The organism is Kutzneria sp. NPDC052558 (assembly GCF_044547355.1).
GTDB lineage: Bacteria > Actinomycetota > Actinomycetes > Mycobacteriales > Pseudonocardiaceae > Kutzneria.
On the sequence record NZ_JBIUAG010000001.1, the window covers coordinates 134,935 to 150,127 of the forward strand.

At 71.6% G+C, this 15,193-nt stretch carries 13 protein-coding genes and 1 pseudogene; 11 read left to right on the forward strand and 3 right to left on the reverse strand.

Going from position 1 to position 15,193, the window contains the following annotated elements:
* The first annotated feature begins 1 nt into the window (after position 1).
* From ACIG5F_RS00630 to ACIG5F_RS00655, 6 genes and pseudogenes are all read left to right on the forward strand, one after another.
* A complete protein-coding gene (locus tag ACIG5F_RS00630; RefSeq protein WP_396515154.1) occupies positions 2 to 1,033 on the forward strand; it encodes an ABC transporter permease in 1,032 nt (343 codons plus the stop codon).
* Positions 1,030 to 1,914, forward strand: a complete 885-nt coding sequence (locus ACIG5F_RS00635) for an ABC transporter permease (RefSeq protein ID WP_396515156.1) — start codon at positions 1,030 to 1,032, stop codon at positions 1,912 to 1,914. Before ACIG5F_RS00630 ends, ACIG5F_RS00635 begins: the two co-directional genes overlap by 4 nt.
* Positions 1,914 to 2,876 carry an ABC transporter ATP-binding protein gene (locus tag ACIG5F_RS00640; protein ID WP_396515158.1) on the forward strand — a complete coding sequence of 321 codons (963 nt, stop codon included), beginning with the start codon at positions 1,914 to 1,916 and terminating at the stop codon, positions 2,874 to 2,876. The genes ACIG5F_RS00635 and ACIG5F_RS00640 overlap by 1 nt, the downstream gene beginning before the upstream one ends.
* Before the next feature lie 38 nt (positions 2,877 to 2,914).
* A pseudogene (locus tag ACIG5F_RS00645) lies at positions 2,915 to 3,823 on the forward strand (ABC transporter ATP-binding protein); the annotation flags it as partial.
* Positions 3,824 to 3,925: 102 nt separating this feature from the next.
* Positions 3,926 to 4,285: a hypothetical protein gene (locus ACIG5F_RS00650; protein WP_396515160.1), complete on the forward strand. Its 360-nt coding sequence runs from the start codon at positions 3,926 to 3,928 to the stop codon at positions 4,283 to 4,285.
* An 11-nt stretch (positions 4,286 to 4,296) separates the two neighbouring features.
* Entirely contained in the window at positions 4,297 to 4,542 is a 246-nt protein-coding gene (locus ACIG5F_RS00655) for a hypothetical protein (protein ID WP_396515162.1), read from the forward strand.
* Here the strand turns inward: ACIG5F_RS00655 and map are convergent.
* Positions 4,526 to 5,293: a type I methionyl aminopeptidase gene (map, locus tag ACIG5F_RS00660; RefSeq protein ID WP_396515164.1), complete on the reverse strand. Its 768-nt coding sequence runs from the start codon at positions 5,291 to 5,293 to the stop codon at positions 4,526 to 4,528. The genes ACIG5F_RS00655 and map overlap by 17 nt on opposite strands.
* Positions 5,294 to 5,371: 78 nt before the next feature.
* Here map and ACIG5F_RS00665 point away from each other — a divergent pair, with 78 nt between their 5' ends.
* Entirely contained in the window at positions 5,372 to 5,638 is a 267-nt protein-coding gene (locus ACIG5F_RS00665; RefSeq protein ID WP_396515165.1) for a helix-turn-helix domain-containing protein, read from the forward strand.
* 45 nt (positions 5,639 to 5,683) lie between these two features.
* Here ACIG5F_RS00665 and ACIG5F_RS00670 read toward each other — a convergent pair whose 3' ends face one another.
* Complete coding sequence (locus ACIG5F_RS00670) at positions 5,684 to 8,797, reverse strand: amidohydrolase family protein (RefSeq protein ID WP_396515167.1); 3,114 nt, start codon at positions 8,795 to 8,797, stop codon at positions 5,684 to 5,686.
* 169 nt (positions 8,798 to 8,966) lie between these two features.
* Between ACIG5F_RS00670 and ACIG5F_RS00675 the strand changes: the two genes are divergently transcribed.
* The gene (locus ACIG5F_RS00675; protein WP_396515169.1) at positions 8,967 to 9,857 is read left to right on the forward strand and encodes an LLM class flavin-dependent oxidoreductase; all 891 of its coding nucleotides are present in this window, start codon (positions 8,967 to 8,969) and stop codon (positions 9,855 to 9,857) included.
* 1 nt (position 9,858) lies between these two features.
* On the opposite strand, the gene ACIG5F_RS00680 is transcribed toward ACIG5F_RS00675, so the two are convergent.
* A complete protein-coding gene (locus tag ACIG5F_RS00680) occupies positions 9,859 to 10,824 on the reverse strand; it encodes a helix-turn-helix transcriptional regulator (RefSeq protein WP_396515171.1) in 966 nt (321 codons plus the stop codon).
* Between the two features lie 63 nt (positions 10,825 to 10,887).
* Between ACIG5F_RS00680 and ACIG5F_RS00685 the strand changes: the two genes are divergently transcribed.
* From ACIG5F_RS00685 to ACIG5F_RS00695, 3 genes are all read left to right on the forward strand, one after another.
* On the forward strand, positions 10,888 to 11,955 hold the full coding sequence (locus tag ACIG5F_RS00685; protein ID WP_396515173.1) for a winged helix DNA-binding domain-containing protein: 1,068 nt from the start codon (positions 10,888 to 10,890) through the stop codon (positions 11,953 to 11,955).
* Positions 11,956 to 12,085: 130 nt separating this feature from the next.
* Positions 12,086 to 14,182: an ATP-binding protein gene (locus ACIG5F_RS00690; RefSeq protein WP_396515175.1), complete on the forward strand. Its 2,097-nt coding sequence runs from the start codon at positions 12,086 to 12,088 to the stop codon at positions 14,180 to 14,182.
* Positions 14,183 to 14,243: 61 nt separating this feature from the next.
* On the forward strand, positions 14,244 to 15,128 hold the full coding sequence (locus tag ACIG5F_RS00695; protein WP_396515177.1) for a class I SAM-dependent methyltransferase: 885 nt from the start codon (positions 14,244 to 14,246) through the stop codon (positions 15,126 to 15,128).
* The last annotated feature ends 65 nt before the right edge of the window (positions 15,129 to 15,193 follow it).

Sequence of the window (15,193 nt, forward strand, 5' to 3'; positions counted from 1 at the left end):
CGTGACCTCACCGGCGGCGGCGCCGGCCCTGGCCGAGCCGAGCCCGTCCGCGCGCCAGCAATCCGCGCGTCAACCGGGCGCGCGGTACGTGCTCGGCAAGGTCGGCGGCGCGGTGGTCAGCCTGTTCGTGATCGTGGTGCTGAGCTTCTTCCTGATCCGGGTGGTGCCCGGCGACCCGATCCGGCTGCTGACCCGCAACACCTCGCTCGGGGCGGCCCAGGTCGCCCAGCTGCGCCACGACTACGGGCTGGACAAGCCGCTGCCGGCGCAGTTCGTGGACTACGTGGTCAGCCTGCTGCACGGCAACCTCGGCCAGTCCACGAACTTCCAGCGGCCGGTGGCCGACCTGATCATGCAGCGGCTGGGGCCGACGGTGCTGCTGGTCGGCGTGGCCACGGCCATCTCCGTGCTGCTGGGCCTGTGGCAGGGCACCCGGGCCGGCTGGCGGCGGGGCAGCCGCTTCGACCGCTTCTCCACCGGCTTCGCGCTCACGCTGTGGTCGGCCCCGACCTTCTGGCTGGGCATGATCCTGCTGGCGGTGGCCGGCTCGTGGTTCCCGACCCAGGGCATGGTCAACCCGGACACCCCGCCGGAGTTCCTCCCGCAGGTGTTCGACGTGCTGCACCACCTGGTGCTGCCGTGCCTGACCCTGGTCGCCGTGCTGTACGCCCAGTACCTGCTGGTGATGCGCTCCTCGCTGCTGGAGGAGATGAACGCCGACTACCTGACCACGGCCCGGGCCAAGGGCCTGCGGGACGACCTGGTGCGCGGCCGGCACGCGGTGCCCAACGCGCTGCTGCCCACCGTGACCCTGATCTTCATCCAGCTCGGGTTCGTGGTCGGCGGCGCGGTCACCGTGGAGACGGTGTACTCGTGGCCGGGCCTGGGCCTGCTGCTCTACCAGGCGTTGTCCGACCACGACGGCGCGCTGTTGCAGGGGCTGCTGCTGGTGCTGGCCGGCGCGGTGCTGGTGATGAACCTGATCGGCGACCTGCTCCTGCACGTGATCGACCCGAGGGTGCGTGCCACATGACCGCTTCGATCGCCTGGCAGCGCCGGCGGGCCGCCGCCGGCCGGGTGTGGGCCCAGTTCCGCACCGACCGCGGCGGCCTGATCGGCCTGGTCGTGCTGACCGTGATCGTGCTGCTGGCCGTGCTCGCCCCACTGATCAGCGACCGGTCCGGTCTGGACGTCACGCACGCCACCGGCGGCATCCTCAAGCCGCCCGGCGACGGCTTCCTGCTCGGCACCGACGAGAGCGGCCGGTCGGTGTTGTTGCTGCTGCTGTGGGGTTCCCGCATCTCGCTGCTGGTGGGCCTGGCCGCCACGCTGCTGTCGGTCGGCGTCGGGACCATCGTCGGCGTGCTGATGGCGCACTTCGGCGGCTGGGTGCAGGCCGTGCTGATGCGCGTGACCGACTTCTTCCTGGTGCTGCCGTCGCTGGTGCTGGCGGCTGTGTTGTCCACGGTGCTGACGCCGGGCATCGGGTCGATCATCGTGGCCATCGGCGCGACCGCGTGGCCCACCACCGCCCGGCTGGTGCGGTCGCAGACCCTGGCGGTGGAGTCGCGGCCGTACATCGAGCGCTCGTGGGCGCTGGGGGCCGGGCACTGGCACGTGATCGGCCGGCACGTGCTGCCGGCGGTGGCGCCGCTGGTGTTCGCCAACACGACCCTGAACGTGGCCAACTCGATCATCACCGAGTCCACGCTGTCGTTCCTGGGCCTGGGCGACCCCAACTCGCCGTCGTGGGGATCGATGCTGCACAACGCCCTGGCCACCGGCGCGGTGACCGCGCGGGCGTGGTGGTACCTGCTGCCGCCGGGTGTGGCGATCGCCGTGGTGGTGCTGGCGTTCATGATGTGCGGCCGGGCGTTGGAGGCCGTGCTCAACCCGCGGCTGAGGGAGCGGTGATGGGCGAGCCGTTGCTGGAACTGCGGTCCGCGACCGTCGACTACCGGACGGCCGGCGGCCTGGTGCCGGCGGTGCGCGGGGTGGACCTGCGCATCGACGCCGGCCAGACCCTCGGCCTGGCCGGGGAATCGGGCTGCGGCAAGTCCACTGTGGCCATGGCGGTGCTGCGCCTGCTGCCGCGCAACGCGGTCATCGGGGGCGAGATCCTGCTGGGCGGCGAGAACGTCACCGACATGAGCTGGGGTCGGCTGCGGGCGGTGCGCTGGGCCGAGGCGTCGGTGGTGTTCCAGGGCGCGATGCACGCCCTGAACCCGGTGCAGCGGGTCGGCGACCAGATCGCCGAGCCGATTCGCTTGCACGGCAAGGGAACCGGCGTCGACAAGCGGGTCGGGGAGCTGCTGGAGCAGGTGGGCCTGCCGGCGCGTCGGGCCCGGGCCTATCCGCACGAGCTGTCCGGCGGGCAGCGGCAGCGGGTGATGATCGCGATGGCGCTGGCCTGCTCGCCGGGGCTGATCATCGCCGACGAGCCGACCACCGCGCTGGACGTGATGGTGCAGGCCCAGGTGCTGGCCCTGCTGTCGCGGCTGGTCGACGAGCTGGACATCGGGCTGCTGATGATCAGCCACGACCTGTCGGTGCTGGCCTCGACCTGCCAGCGGCTGGCCGTGATGTACGCGGGGCGGATCGTGGAGCAGGGCCGGGCCGTGGACGTGTTGCGGACGCCCCGTCACCCCTACACCAAGGCGTTGGCGGCGGCGTTCCCGACCATCGGCGACGCGTCGTCCCGGCTGGCCCCGCGCGGGCTGGCCGGCGACCCGCCCGACCCATCGGCCCTGCCCAGCGGGTGCCCGTTCCATCCGCGCTGCCCGTCCGTGATGCCCGAGTGCTCGACCACCGACGTGCGGCTGCGGCCGGTCGGCGAGGACCGGGTTTCCGCCTGTCTGCTGGAGGTTGAGCCGTGACCGCCCTGCTGCGGGCCGACGAGGTGAGCGTGCGCTTCGGCGCCGCGCGGGCCGTGGACGGGGTGGAGCTGGACATCCGGGCCGGCGAGATCATCGCGCTGGTCGGGGAGTCCGGCTGCGGCAAGACGACCCTGGCCCGGACCCTGCTGGGGCTCCAGCAGCCCACGTCCGGGCGGGTGCTGTACGAGGGCAAGCCGCTGCCCACCGGCACGAAGGGGCTGCGGGAGTACCGGCGGCACGCGCAGCTGGTGCTCCAGGACCCCACCGGCGCGTTGAATCCCCGGCACAGCGTGTACGAGGCCGTCGCCGAAGGACTGCGGATCCACCGCGTGCCCGGCGACGAACGGGAACTGGTCGCCGATGCCCTGTCGAAGGCCGGTCTGCGGCCGCCGGAGCGGTTCTTCGGCTTGGTGCCGCACGAGCTGTCCGGTGGGCAGCGGCAGCGCGTGGTCATCGCCGGGGCGCTGGCGCTGGATCCCAGTGTGCTGATCGCCGACGAGCCCGTGGCCTCCCTCGACGCCTCCGTGCGGGGCGAGATCTTGGCTCTGCTGCTGCGGTTGCGGGACGAGCTGGGGCTGGCGGCGCTGGTCGTGACCCACGACCTGGGGCTGGCGTGGAACATCGCCGACCGGGTGGCCGTGATGTATCTCGGGCGGATCGTCGAGAGTGGACCGGTGGAGCAGGTGCTGACCGCGCCTTCTCATCCGTACACCAAGGCCCTGCTGTCGGTGCTGCCCGAGTCCGATGGGCCCGCCACCGTGCTGGCCGGCGAGACTCCCGACCCCAGCCGGGTTCCGTCGGGCTGCCGCTTCCACCCCCGCTGCCCGCTGCTGGCCGCCGGCCTGCCCGACGAGGTGGCCCACCGCTGCCGGACCGTGGACCTGCCCATTGTGGACGGTTCCGCCGCCGGGGTCGCATGTCACGCCGTGGAAGTCCCCGTCCGGTAGCGGCCGAACCGGGAGGGGTCCCGGTCCCCGGCGGCTAGCGTGCCGGCCAGTCGTCGGGGACGGGAGCGGACCGTGGTCTCAAGGCAGCTCAGGATCGCGCAAGTGATCATGTACGTGCAGGCCGTGGCCTCGCTCGGGATCTGGGTCGTGCAACTGCTGACCATCAGCGAACGCCTCAAGCACAACCAGGACGTCGACGGCTCGGTGTGGTTCGTGATCGTCGCCAACCCCGTGATCACGGCCCTCGTCGCGCTGGCCGCTGTCTTCCTGACCCGGCGGTCCTGGGCCCGCGGCCTCGGCGGCTGCCTCCAGGTGGTGGGCGTCATCGGCGCGCTGGCCAGCGTGATCACCGGCTACTACCAGGCAGGCGTGGCGATCGTGCTGGCCATCGCCGCGATGGTGTTGCTGGCGTCCGGCTCGCCCCGCTCCGCCCACACCGCGCGCGGGATCTCAACCCAGTGAAAGGCCTTGCCGTGTCCCGATTCCGCCTGGCCGCCCTCGCCGCCGCTGTGGTGCTCGTCGCCGGCTGCGCCGGGCCGCCGCCCGAGGTCTGCGACCAATACCTGTGCGAGGGGCCGGCGTACTGGCCGAGCACCGCGACGCAGATCGAGAACGGCTTCGCGGCGGTGTTGACCGCGTTCGCCGTCGTGCCGATCGTGCCCCGCAGCGCCAACGGCCCGGCTCGCCGGACGACGCCGATCGTCAATTGGCGACGGTGAGCACCTGCGGGCCGTCCGCGGTGATGGCGATGGTGTGTTCGGAGTGGGCGGTTCGGGAGCCGTCGGCGGAGCGGATGGTCCAGCCGTCGGGGTCGAAGACGATGCGGTCGGTGGTGCGGGCGAACCAGGGCTCCAGGGCCAGGGTCATGCCGGCGCGCAGCTTCAGGCCCCGGCCGGCGCGGCCGCGGTTGGGGACATGCGGGTCCTCGTGCATGGTGCGGCCGAGGCCGTGGCCGCCGAACTGGGTGTTGACCGGGTAGCCGTAGCCGTCGGCGACGGCCTGGATCGCGGCCGAGATGTCACCCAGCCGGTTGCCTTCCCGGGCGGCGGCGATGCCGGCGTCGAGGGCCTCCTCGGTGGCGCGGACCAGCCGCACGTCTTCCTCCGCGGGCGTGCCGACGATGACCGTGCGGGCCGAGTCGGCGACCCAGCCGTCGATGCCGACGGCCATGTCCATGGTCAGCACGTCGCCGTCCTGGAGCACGTAGTCGTGGGGGAGGCCGTGCAGCACAGCGTCGTTGACCGACAGGCAGATCACGTTGCGGAACGGGCCGTTGCCGAAGTCCGGGGCGTAGTCCCAGTAGCACGACTGCGCGCCGCGGGCCCGGATCAGCTCCCGGGTGCGGTGCTCCAGGTCGAGCAGGTTCACACCGGGCGCCGCCACCTTGGCCAGCTCGGCCAGCACCTGGCCGACGAAGGCCCCGGTGACCCGCATCCGCTCGATCTCGGCGGGCGACTTCAGCTCGATCATGGGAACCTCTCGTGTTCGGTATTTATATACCGACTCTAACCGGTGGCGGTATACAAATACCAGCCCTATCCTGGTGACGTGGTCCGCAACCCGCTCACCCCCGAACAGCTCGAGGCCGGCCGCCGTCTCGGCGCCCAGCTGCGCGCCGCCCGCGGCGACCGGGCGCTGGGCGAGGTGGCGCTGGCCGCCGGCATCTCCCCGGAGACCCTGCGCAAGATCGAGACCGGCCGGCTGCCCACGCCCGCCTTCGGCACCGTCGCCTGCCTCGGCGAGGCCCTCGGCCTGTCCGTCCAGGACCTCGCCGACGCCTGGACCGCCGCCCTACGGCTGCGCAACGCCTCCTGAGCTGGCCGCCCATAACCGGATGGGTTCGTGACCGACTTCTCCAGCTCAACCGGTGCAGCAGGAGTGGCGGCTGTGGGCGACGTAGTGCGGGTCGTGCCACCAGAACTCGGCGTTGGCGGGGTGGTCGGGGACGGGGGCGAGCATGGGGTTGGCGGCGAGGCCGGTTGGGGCGGTGGCGTAGGGCTTGAGCAGGTCGTCGACGGTGAACAGGCGGCCGTTGCTGACGACGCTGCGGACGTTGGCGGCCTGGGTGATGTCGGCGAGCGGGTCGCCGCCGAGGATGGCGAGGTCGGCGTAGGCGCCGGGGACGATGCGGCCGAGGGGCTCGCCGAGCAGCTGGCCGGAGTTGCGGGTGGACGTCAGCAGCGCCTCGTACGGGGTGAGGCCGTAGCGGACCATGGCCCGAAGGTTCATGTGGGTGCTGACGGCGGTGTGGTCGATGGGCGAGTCGGTGCCGTTGACGATCAGGCCCCCACCCCGAACGGTGGCCACGATCTGCGCCACCTGCTTGGCCAGGTTGGCGAGGTTGGCGGTCTGGTCGGTGGTGGCGGCGCTCTGCACGCTGGCCCGGAGGGTGGCGTACTCCCATGACGGGTAGAGGGTGGTGACCCGCTTGTCGGTGAACAGGCTGGTGTCGTCGCGGAACAGGGCCTGCGACCCGAACAGCGTCGGCGTGCGGCCGGCCCCGGCCCGGTTGAACACGTCGATGACATCCTGGAAGCCACTTCCCAGGGCGGTGACGGTCCGCGAGTAGCCGAACCGGTTGGTGGCCCCGATGTGCTCCATGCCGTCGCCGCCGAAGGCCAGGGCCGGATAGTGGTAGTGGGACGTGGCCAGCACGCCGCGGTCGTGCGACCACTGGATGATCTGCTTCTGCCACTCCGGACGCAGCCGGACGTAGCACTTCATCAGGTCGTAGTCGAGGGCGGCGGCGCGGTCGAGCTCACGGGCCAGCTGCGCGGTGTCGTAGGTGGGGCGCATGAAGTTGTAGAAGATGCGGGACCCGTCGATGGCCTCGCCGGTGGCGAAGTAGCGCGGCCCGATCCGCTTGCCGGACTGGAACGACTCCCGCTGCTCGACCATGTGGTACGCGGGGCTGCCGGGCGAGCGGGTGGTGGTGATGCCCAGCGACAGCCACAGCCGGCCCTGCCGGTCGCCGTAGCTGTAGCCCTGCATCTCCCGGTGGTTGTGGATGTCGACCAGGCCGGGCGTGACCACGCTGTCGCGGGCGTCGACCAGCTGGCCGTCCACGCCGGGCGCGCTGGGACGGATCTCCCTGATCCGGTGGCCTTCGACGATGACGTCCACAGTGGACACAAGCGTGGGGCTCTCGCCGTCCCATAGCTTGCCGGCGCGGATGACGATCCGCCCCCGGGGCTGGGTGTTGGTCCAGCTCAGGCCGACCGGGATGGTGCGCGCCGAGCCGTCGAGGCCGATCAGCCGCAGGCGGCCGTTGTTGAGGTAGAGCAGGTGCTTGGAGTCGCCGTGCCAGCTGACGGCGTCGGTGACCTCGCTGTTGACCGGCTTGGGCGTGCCGGCGAAGGCGCCGTCCGGATTGACGTCGACGACGTGCAGCAGACTGCCGAGCACGAAGGCCATCTTGCTGCCGTCGGGCGACCACACCGGACCGTCGTCACCGCGGGTCTGCAGCGAGCGCTGCGGCAGCGGGTCGACGTAGCGGGCGGCGCCGGTGACCCGGTTGACCAGCAGGATCTTGCTCAGGCCCTCGCGGTAGCGGGCCGAGTACGGCACGATCGCGGCCAGCGCGATCACGGCGCCGTCCGGGGACCAGGTGGGACGGCCGGGCTCGAAGGTCGCGTTGAAGACCTTCTGCACCGCGCCGGTGGCGACCTCGACCGTGTAGAGGGCCCCGGTGTGATCGAGGAACGCCAGGAACTTGCCGTCGTTGGACCACGAGCCGGACACGGCGGCGGCGTTGGGCAGGTTGGTCAGCTGCCGGTCCTGGCCGGTGGCCAGGTCACGCAACCAGATGTCCAGCTTGCCGCCGCGGTCGCTGGAGTACGACAGGAACTTGCCGTCGGGCGACCACGCCGGGTCCGACTTCCACCGGTCGTCGTTGGTCAGCGGCTTGGGCGGCTGGCCGACGGTCATGGTGTAGATGTCGTTGAGCGCACGGAAGGCGACCTTGGTCCCGTCCGGCGAGAGCACCGGGCTGCCGATGCCGACCACCGGCTTGGGCCGGGCCGAGTCGAAGTCCCGGCGGCGCTTGGTGTACCTGGCCGGACGGACGTCCACCGGCGCGGTGAAGGCGATCTCGGTGGCCGGCCCGCCGGACAGCGGGCGGCGGCGCAGCGCACCGTCCGCGGTGTAGAGGAAGTCGTTGCCCCGCAAGGAAGCCCGGAACGGGAACACCTCCTCGCCGGTGACCAGCGGCTGTCCGGAGCGGTACAGCTCGGAGGCGGCGGCCGAGGCCGGCGGCGGGGGACTGGTGACGACGTTGTAGACGAGGTCCGCGCCGTCCGGGGTCCAGGCCGGGGCGTGGAAGGCCTGCCCGGCGGCGGCGGTGAACGCGGTGGCGCGGCTGCCGTCGGCCACGGTGACCACGTCGATACGGGTGTTCGCCGCCACGAAGGCGACCTTCGTGCCATCCGGCGACCAGGCCGGCTCGAACTCCTCGACCGGCGTGTCGGTCAGCTGGGTGATCTTGCCGGTGGCCACGTCCAGCAGGTGGATGCCGTAGCTGCCGGTCAGGTCCGAGGAGAACACGATGGTCCTGCCGTCCGGCGAGAACCGCGGCTCGCGGTGGTCGAACGGGCCCTGGGTGAGCTGGGTGAGCCCGCTGCCGTCGGCCCGGATCGTCCAAACGTTGAAATTGCCGTCCCGATAGGACTGGAAGGTGAGCGTCGAGCCGTCCGGCGACCAGTCCGGCTGCGCGATGTCCATCAAGTCGTCGGTGATCCGCTTGGCCGCCCCGCCGGTCGCCGGCACCAGCCACAACACGCCCAGCAGGTCCATCGCGACGGTCCGGCCGTCGGGTGACAACTGACCGGCGATAGTGGTGCCCTGTCGGATCGACAGCGGCTTTCCGGCCCGATCCGGCTCCGCCGCCGCATTCGGGCCACTGGCCAACTCGACGCCGGACAACGCGACCGCGCCGGCCACTCCGGCCAGGAATTCCCGCCTGTTCACCGCGGACATGCCGATCCACCCCCCATGTGGTCCGTTTCGGCCAGACTAGATCCACACGGGCGCGCCGTCCGGGGCTTCTGACTCTTCGTCAGGCCCGGCAGGCCTGCTCGAACCGCCTTCCCAAGCCGACAGCCGTGCGCCATGATCGACAGCAACTCGATCACAGGGGGAGAAAATGGTGAACGTCGGTGTCGTGCTGCCGACCATGACCGCCCGCGGCGAATTGCCGGGGGACGTGCCCGCCGCCGCGCGGCGCGCGGAGGACCTCGGGTTCGAATCGGTGTGGGTGGTCGACCAACTCGTCGCCGGGAGCGGCGTGCCGGTGTTGGACAGCCTGATGTCGCTGGCCGCCGCGGCCGCGGTGACCGAGCGGGTCCGGCTGGGCCTTGGCGTGCTGGTGGTGCCGCTGCGACCGGTGGTCTGGGTGGCCAAGCAGGTGGCGTCGCTCCAGCACCTGTCCGGGGACCGGGTGCTGCTCGGCATCGGGGCCGGCGGCGACCGCCACGAGCAGTCCTGGCTGGCCACGGACGTGCCGCGGCGTGAGCGCGGCCGCCGCACCGACGAGGCGCTGCGGCTGCTGCCCGATCTCATCGCCGGCAAGTCCACCCGCCTGCGGCAGACCGAGATCCAGCTCAGCCCGCCGGCCACCGTGCCGCCGATCATCATCGGCGGCGTGTCCGACGCCGCCCTGCGCCGGGCCGCGACCTACGGGGACGGGTGGTACCTGCTCGGCACGCCGGAGCAGATCCCCGCGCAGATCGCCCGGGTGCGGGAGCTGGCCGAGGCCCAGGGCCGCCCGCGGCCGGAGATCACCACCAACGTCATGGTGGCCATCGCCGGCGACCCGTCGCTGCCCGACCGCGCCACGATGCTGCGCACGCTCACCGACCCCGACGGCCTGTTCGGCCTGCCGGCCGAATTCGCCGAGAACGCCGTGGTCGCCGGCGAGCCGGCCGTCATCGCCGAGCATCTGTCGCGTCTGGCCGCCGGCGGGGTCGACCGAGTGGTGGTCAGCTTTGTCGGCGGTGACTGGCGCCGGCAGGCCGAGCTGCTGGCTCAGGCCGTCTGATTCACTCCGGGTCGTGCCTGGCCACGGCCCGGTGCAGGCGGCCGATGTGGTCGCGCAGGTAGCCGACCAGCTCGGTCGGCTCCAGCACCTCGAACTCGAAGCCGTACATGCTGATGAACACGGCCATGCCCAGCAGCGAGTCGGCCCCGGCGTGCAGGACGCAGCTGGTGTCGTCGACCGGCTCCAGGCGGGCGGAAGTGGGCGTGACCTTCTCGGCGACGCGGTCGATCGGGGCGTGGATGAGGAACTTGCCCTCGAACTTGTAGGCCCGCCCGGTCACGCCCCTGGACACGAAGGTCGCGGCGTCGGCCGGCGGGGTGCGGGGCGGGAACCGAGGGCCCGTCGGGGTCTTGAGCTCCAGCCGGTCCAACCGGAACGTCCGCCAGTCGGCGCGGTCGAGGTCCCAGGCCAACACGTACCAGCGGCGGCCGATGTTGACCAGGCTGTGCGGCTCGACCTGGCGGCGGCTGGCCGAGCCGTCGTGCGAGCGGTACTCGAACCGCAGCCGCATGTGCTCCCGGCAGGCCCCGGCCACCGTCGCCAGGACCTCGGCGTCCACGCTCGGCCCGTACGACGGCGTGTGCACGACCACCGACTGGAGGGCCGAGACCCGGTGTCGCAGCCGGGACGGCAGCATGTGCTCCAGCTTGGTCAGGGCCCGGATCGAGGTCTCCTCGATGCCGGCCACGCTGCCCGCCGCCGCGGTCCGCAGGCTGATCGCCACCGCGACCGCCTCCTCGTCGTCCAGCAGCAGCGGCGGCAGCGAGGCCCCGACGCCGAGCCGGTAGCCGCCGGCCACGCCGGGCGTGGCGTCCACCGGGTAGCCGAGGTTGCGCAGCCGGTCCACGTCCCGGCGGACGGTCCGGACGTCCACCTCGAGCCGGGTCGCCAGCTCGGCGCCGGTCCAGTCCTGACGGGCTTGCAGCAGGGACAGCAGGCGCAGCAGCCGGGCGGAGGTCTCCAACACGGGCCCCAGTCTGCCACCCAATGCGGACAGCTTCTGTCCGCGACGACGCCTAGCCTGGTCGGCATGACCGTGCTGACCCGCCGAGCCCTCAACCGGGCGCTGCTGCACCGGCAACTGCTGCTGCGGCGCTGGAACCTCACGCCGGCCAAGGCGATCGAGCGGCTCGTCGGCCTCCAGGCCCAGGCCACCACGCCGCCGTACTTCGCGCTGTGGACCCGGCTCGACGGCTTTCACCGGGACCAGCTGACCCGGCTGCTCACCGGCCGCCGCGTCGTCCGGCTGGCGATGATGCGGTCGACCCTGCACCTCGTCACCGCCGACGACTGCCTGGCCGTGCGCCCGGTGCTGCAACCCATGCTGGAGCAGGCCTTCGCCCGCACCGTGCACGGCCACGCGACGCAGGGCCTCGACCTGGACAAGATCGCCAGAGTCGCCCGGGAGCTGATCGAGGCCGAGCCGCTGACCAACACCGACCTCACCCGTGCCCTGTCCGAGCGCTGGCCGGACCGGGACGCCACCGCGCTGCTCCAGGTCGTCCGCGCGCGGCTGGCCATCGTGCAACTCCCGCCGCGGGGCGTCTGGGGCGTCGGCGGCCAGCCCACCGGCACCACCGCCGAGTCCTGGCTCGGCCGACCCTTCGCCCCGATCACCGTCGACGATCTCGTGCTGCGCTACCTCGCCGCCTTCGGCCCCGCTTCCGTCCAGGACGCGCAGACCTGGTCCGGTCTGACCCGCCTGCGCGAGGTCTTCGAGCGCCTCCCGCTCAAGGCCTTCACCGACGAGGACGGCGTCGAGCTGTTCGACATTCCCGCCGGTCGGCGTCCCGACCCCGACACCCCGGCCCCCGTCCGCTTCCTGCCCGAGTTCGACAACTCCCTGCTCTCCCACGCCGACCGCCGCCGCATCATCGCCGCCGAGCACCGCCGGCACGTCTTCACCAACAACGGCATCATCCGCGGCACCGTCCTGGTCGACGGCTTCGTCGCCGCCACCTGGAAACTCGCGCCGTCGGCCCTGACCGTGACACCGCTGGTCCCCATCGCCGACCGGGACGAGATCGAAGCCGAGGCACAGCGCCTGACCGCATTCGCCGGTGAGCCGGCGGCGATCAGGATGCTGCCTTCTCCCTGATATCCGTGAGAACAGCGGCAGGCAAAGGCGCTTCCGGATCGGCGATTCCCCACAAACGCGCGGCCGAATTGGCGCTTCGAAGATCGACTCGCTAGCGTGGCTGACTTCCTGAGCCAAGCGGAGAGCAGCAGTGTCCAAGCCCGCAGCGCACGTGAAGGTCACTGCCGACGAGATCAACAATTCGGTCATCGTCGGCGATTTCGCCGGCTCGATCCACATCGATGGGGCGCGCGACAAGTCCGTGACGCCGCAACAACTGCCCATCCGTCCACCGGCGTGCGTGGGCCGGGCCGGCGAGCTGGCGGCGCTGGACTGCCCGGCCCGGATAACCCTGCTGGTCGGCCCTGGTGGCATCGGGAAGACCTGCCTGGCCGTGTGGTGGGCGTACGAGCGGCGCGAGGCGTTTCCGGACGGCCAGCTGTTTGTCGACCTGCACGGCTTCTCGCCGAATCAGCCGCCCCGGGATCCCGTGGACGTGCTGGGCGAGTTTCTCGGCGCGCTCGGCGTCCGCGCCGAGGACCGGCCGGAAGGATGCGACGCGAGGGCCGCGCAATTTCGGTCCCTCGTCGCGACACGCAGACTACTTGTGGTGCTGGACAACGCGGCGGACGCCGCGCAGGTCGAGCCTCTGTTGCCCGGCGGCCCTGACTGCCGGGTCGTCATCACCAGTCGGAACCGATTACGGCGAATCACGACCAAGCACGACGGCGCTTTGTCGGTGCTGGACGTCCTTTCCGTCGACAGCGCGCGAAAGCTGCTGGCCGCACGCGTGGGCGCGGAGCGGGTGGAAGCCGAGCCGGACACGACGGACGAGTTGATCGCGCACTGTGGCGGTTATCCGCTCGCATTGACGATCGTCGCCGGCCAGGCGCGGTGCGCCCCGGCACTGGCTGCGGTGTCCGCCGGTCTACGCGACACGGCGTCCCGGCTGCGTGCACTCGACGACGAGGACGATGCCGAGATCAGCTTCCGAGCCGTGCTGTCGTGGTCGTTGCGGGCGCTGCCACCACGCAGGGCAGTCGTGTTCGCGCAGCTCGGCGTCGCCGCCGGCCCGGACATCGGCCTCGCGGCCGCCGCGAGCCTCACCGGCCTGTCCACCGAGGACACCAGCGCGGAACTGGCCAGACTGGTCGGCGTCTCGCTGATCCAGGAGCACACCGCCGGGCGGTGGCGGATGCACGACCTGGTCCGGCTCATCGCGACCGAGCAGGTCGTCGACGAACTCGCGGCAGCGCGGCGCCGCCTGATCGATTTCTACCTGCACACGGCCATGGGTGGAGACCGGGCCCTGTGCGAGCGTGTGACCAGGGACGATCTCGCGCCACCGGCGGAGGGATGCCAGCCGTCCAAGTTCACCGTGCCGGACGGGGCCCGGGAATGGTTCAAGGCCGAGCACCTGTGCCTGCTGGCGGCGCAACAGGAGGCCGCACGGCAGCGGTGGTGGCTGGAGGTCTGCCAGTTCGCGCGCGCGTTGGACACATTCCACCGGTGGAACGGTCGACTTCACGACAACCTGGAGACCTGGCGGGCCGCGCTCAAGGCGTCGGACAACGTGGACGATCCGATCTTGCGTTCCCGATGCAACCGGATGCTCGGCGACGCCTACACATTGCTGGGTCTGCCGGGCATGGCGCTGCCGCGCCTGCACCACGCGCTCGCGGTGGCCACACAGGCAGGCGATCCGCAGAGCGAGGCGAGTTGCCACAACGCACTCGCACGGGCGTTCGACGTCCAGGGCGACCATGTCTCCGGGCGGCACCACGCTCAGGAGATGCTGCGAAAGCAGCGATGTCTCGACAACGAGCTCGGGATCGCGGTGGCGCTGAGCACGGTCGGCGTGTTCGACTTCCGACTGCACGACATGACCGCTGCCCACGACAACTGTCTGGACGCCCTCGCCCGCTTCCAGGCCCTCGGCTTCCGCCCCGGCATCGCCACCATGTTCGGCAGCCTTGGTGACATCAACCTCGAGCTGGGGCAGTACTTCCGGGCGCTCGAGTACTACCGCAAGGGCGTCGACCTGGCCGTCGAGCTCGAAGACGTCTGCACTGAGGCCGACTGTCGCACCGACATGGGACGCGCCTACCTCCGGGCCGACGACGTCGACGGAGCGGTGCGCGAGTGGCAGCGGGCCCTGGAACTGAGGCGTGTCCAGAATCGCGGGGACGAGGTGGAGCGACTCACCAAGGAGCTGGCGGCACTTGGTGTTGCCGAATCGGCAACATAGTTTGCCGCTCGTCTCGCCTGTGGCGCAGGGTGTACGACAGAGGACACCAAGGAGGGACGCCATGGGACACGGTCATGGGCACGGCCACGGACATGGGCACAGCGACGAGGACTACGACTGGTCGGCGCTGGGGGAGCACCTGGAGCGCAACGCCGAGGTGCACCGGGACTTCCTGGACCAGGTCATGGACTGGCTGCGGGGGCAGGCCGACGAGCCGGCGCGGATCATCGACGTGGGCAGCGGCCCCGGCGTGGCGGCGTGCGCGCTGGCCGAGACGTTCGGCGAGGCCGAGGTGGTGGCGGCCGACCGGTCGCCGGAGCTGCTGGAGCTGGCCCGCAAGCGGGCGGCGCGGCTGGGCGTGCAGATCACCACGCAGGAGGCCGACCTGCCCGAGGCGTTCGGCGAACTGGGCGCGGCCGACCTGATCTGGACCAGCGGCGTGCTGCACCACATCGGCGACCAGCAGGCGGCGCTCAACCGGCTCGGCGCGTTGCTGCGGCCGGGCGGCGTGCTGGCCGTGGTCGAGGGCGGACTGCCGATGCGGTTCCTGCCCCGCGACATCGGCCTCGGTCGGCCCGGATTGCAGGCCCGGCTGGACACCGCCCAGGAGGACTGGTTCACGGCCATGCGCGCCGGCCTGCCGGGCTCGGTGCCGACGGTGGAGGACTGGCCGGCGATGCTGGCCCGCGCCGGCCTGATGCCCAGCGCCAGCCGCACCTTCCTGGTCGACCTGCCGGCCCCGCTGGACACCGAGCCGCGGCTGCTGCTGCGGGACATGCTGGTCCGGCAGCGGGAGATGCTGGGCGACCGGATCGACGCCGAGGACCACGCGGTGATCGACCGGCTGGTGCACGACGACGACCGGGAGAGTCTGCTGTGGCGGCCGGACGTGTATATGCTCAACGCCCGCACCGTCCACTCGGCCCGCAGGCTCGGCGATCGCTGAGGTTTGCACAGTGCAATATGCCGCGCCTGGATCGTTCATGTTGTGCGCCGGGTCACTGTTTTCCG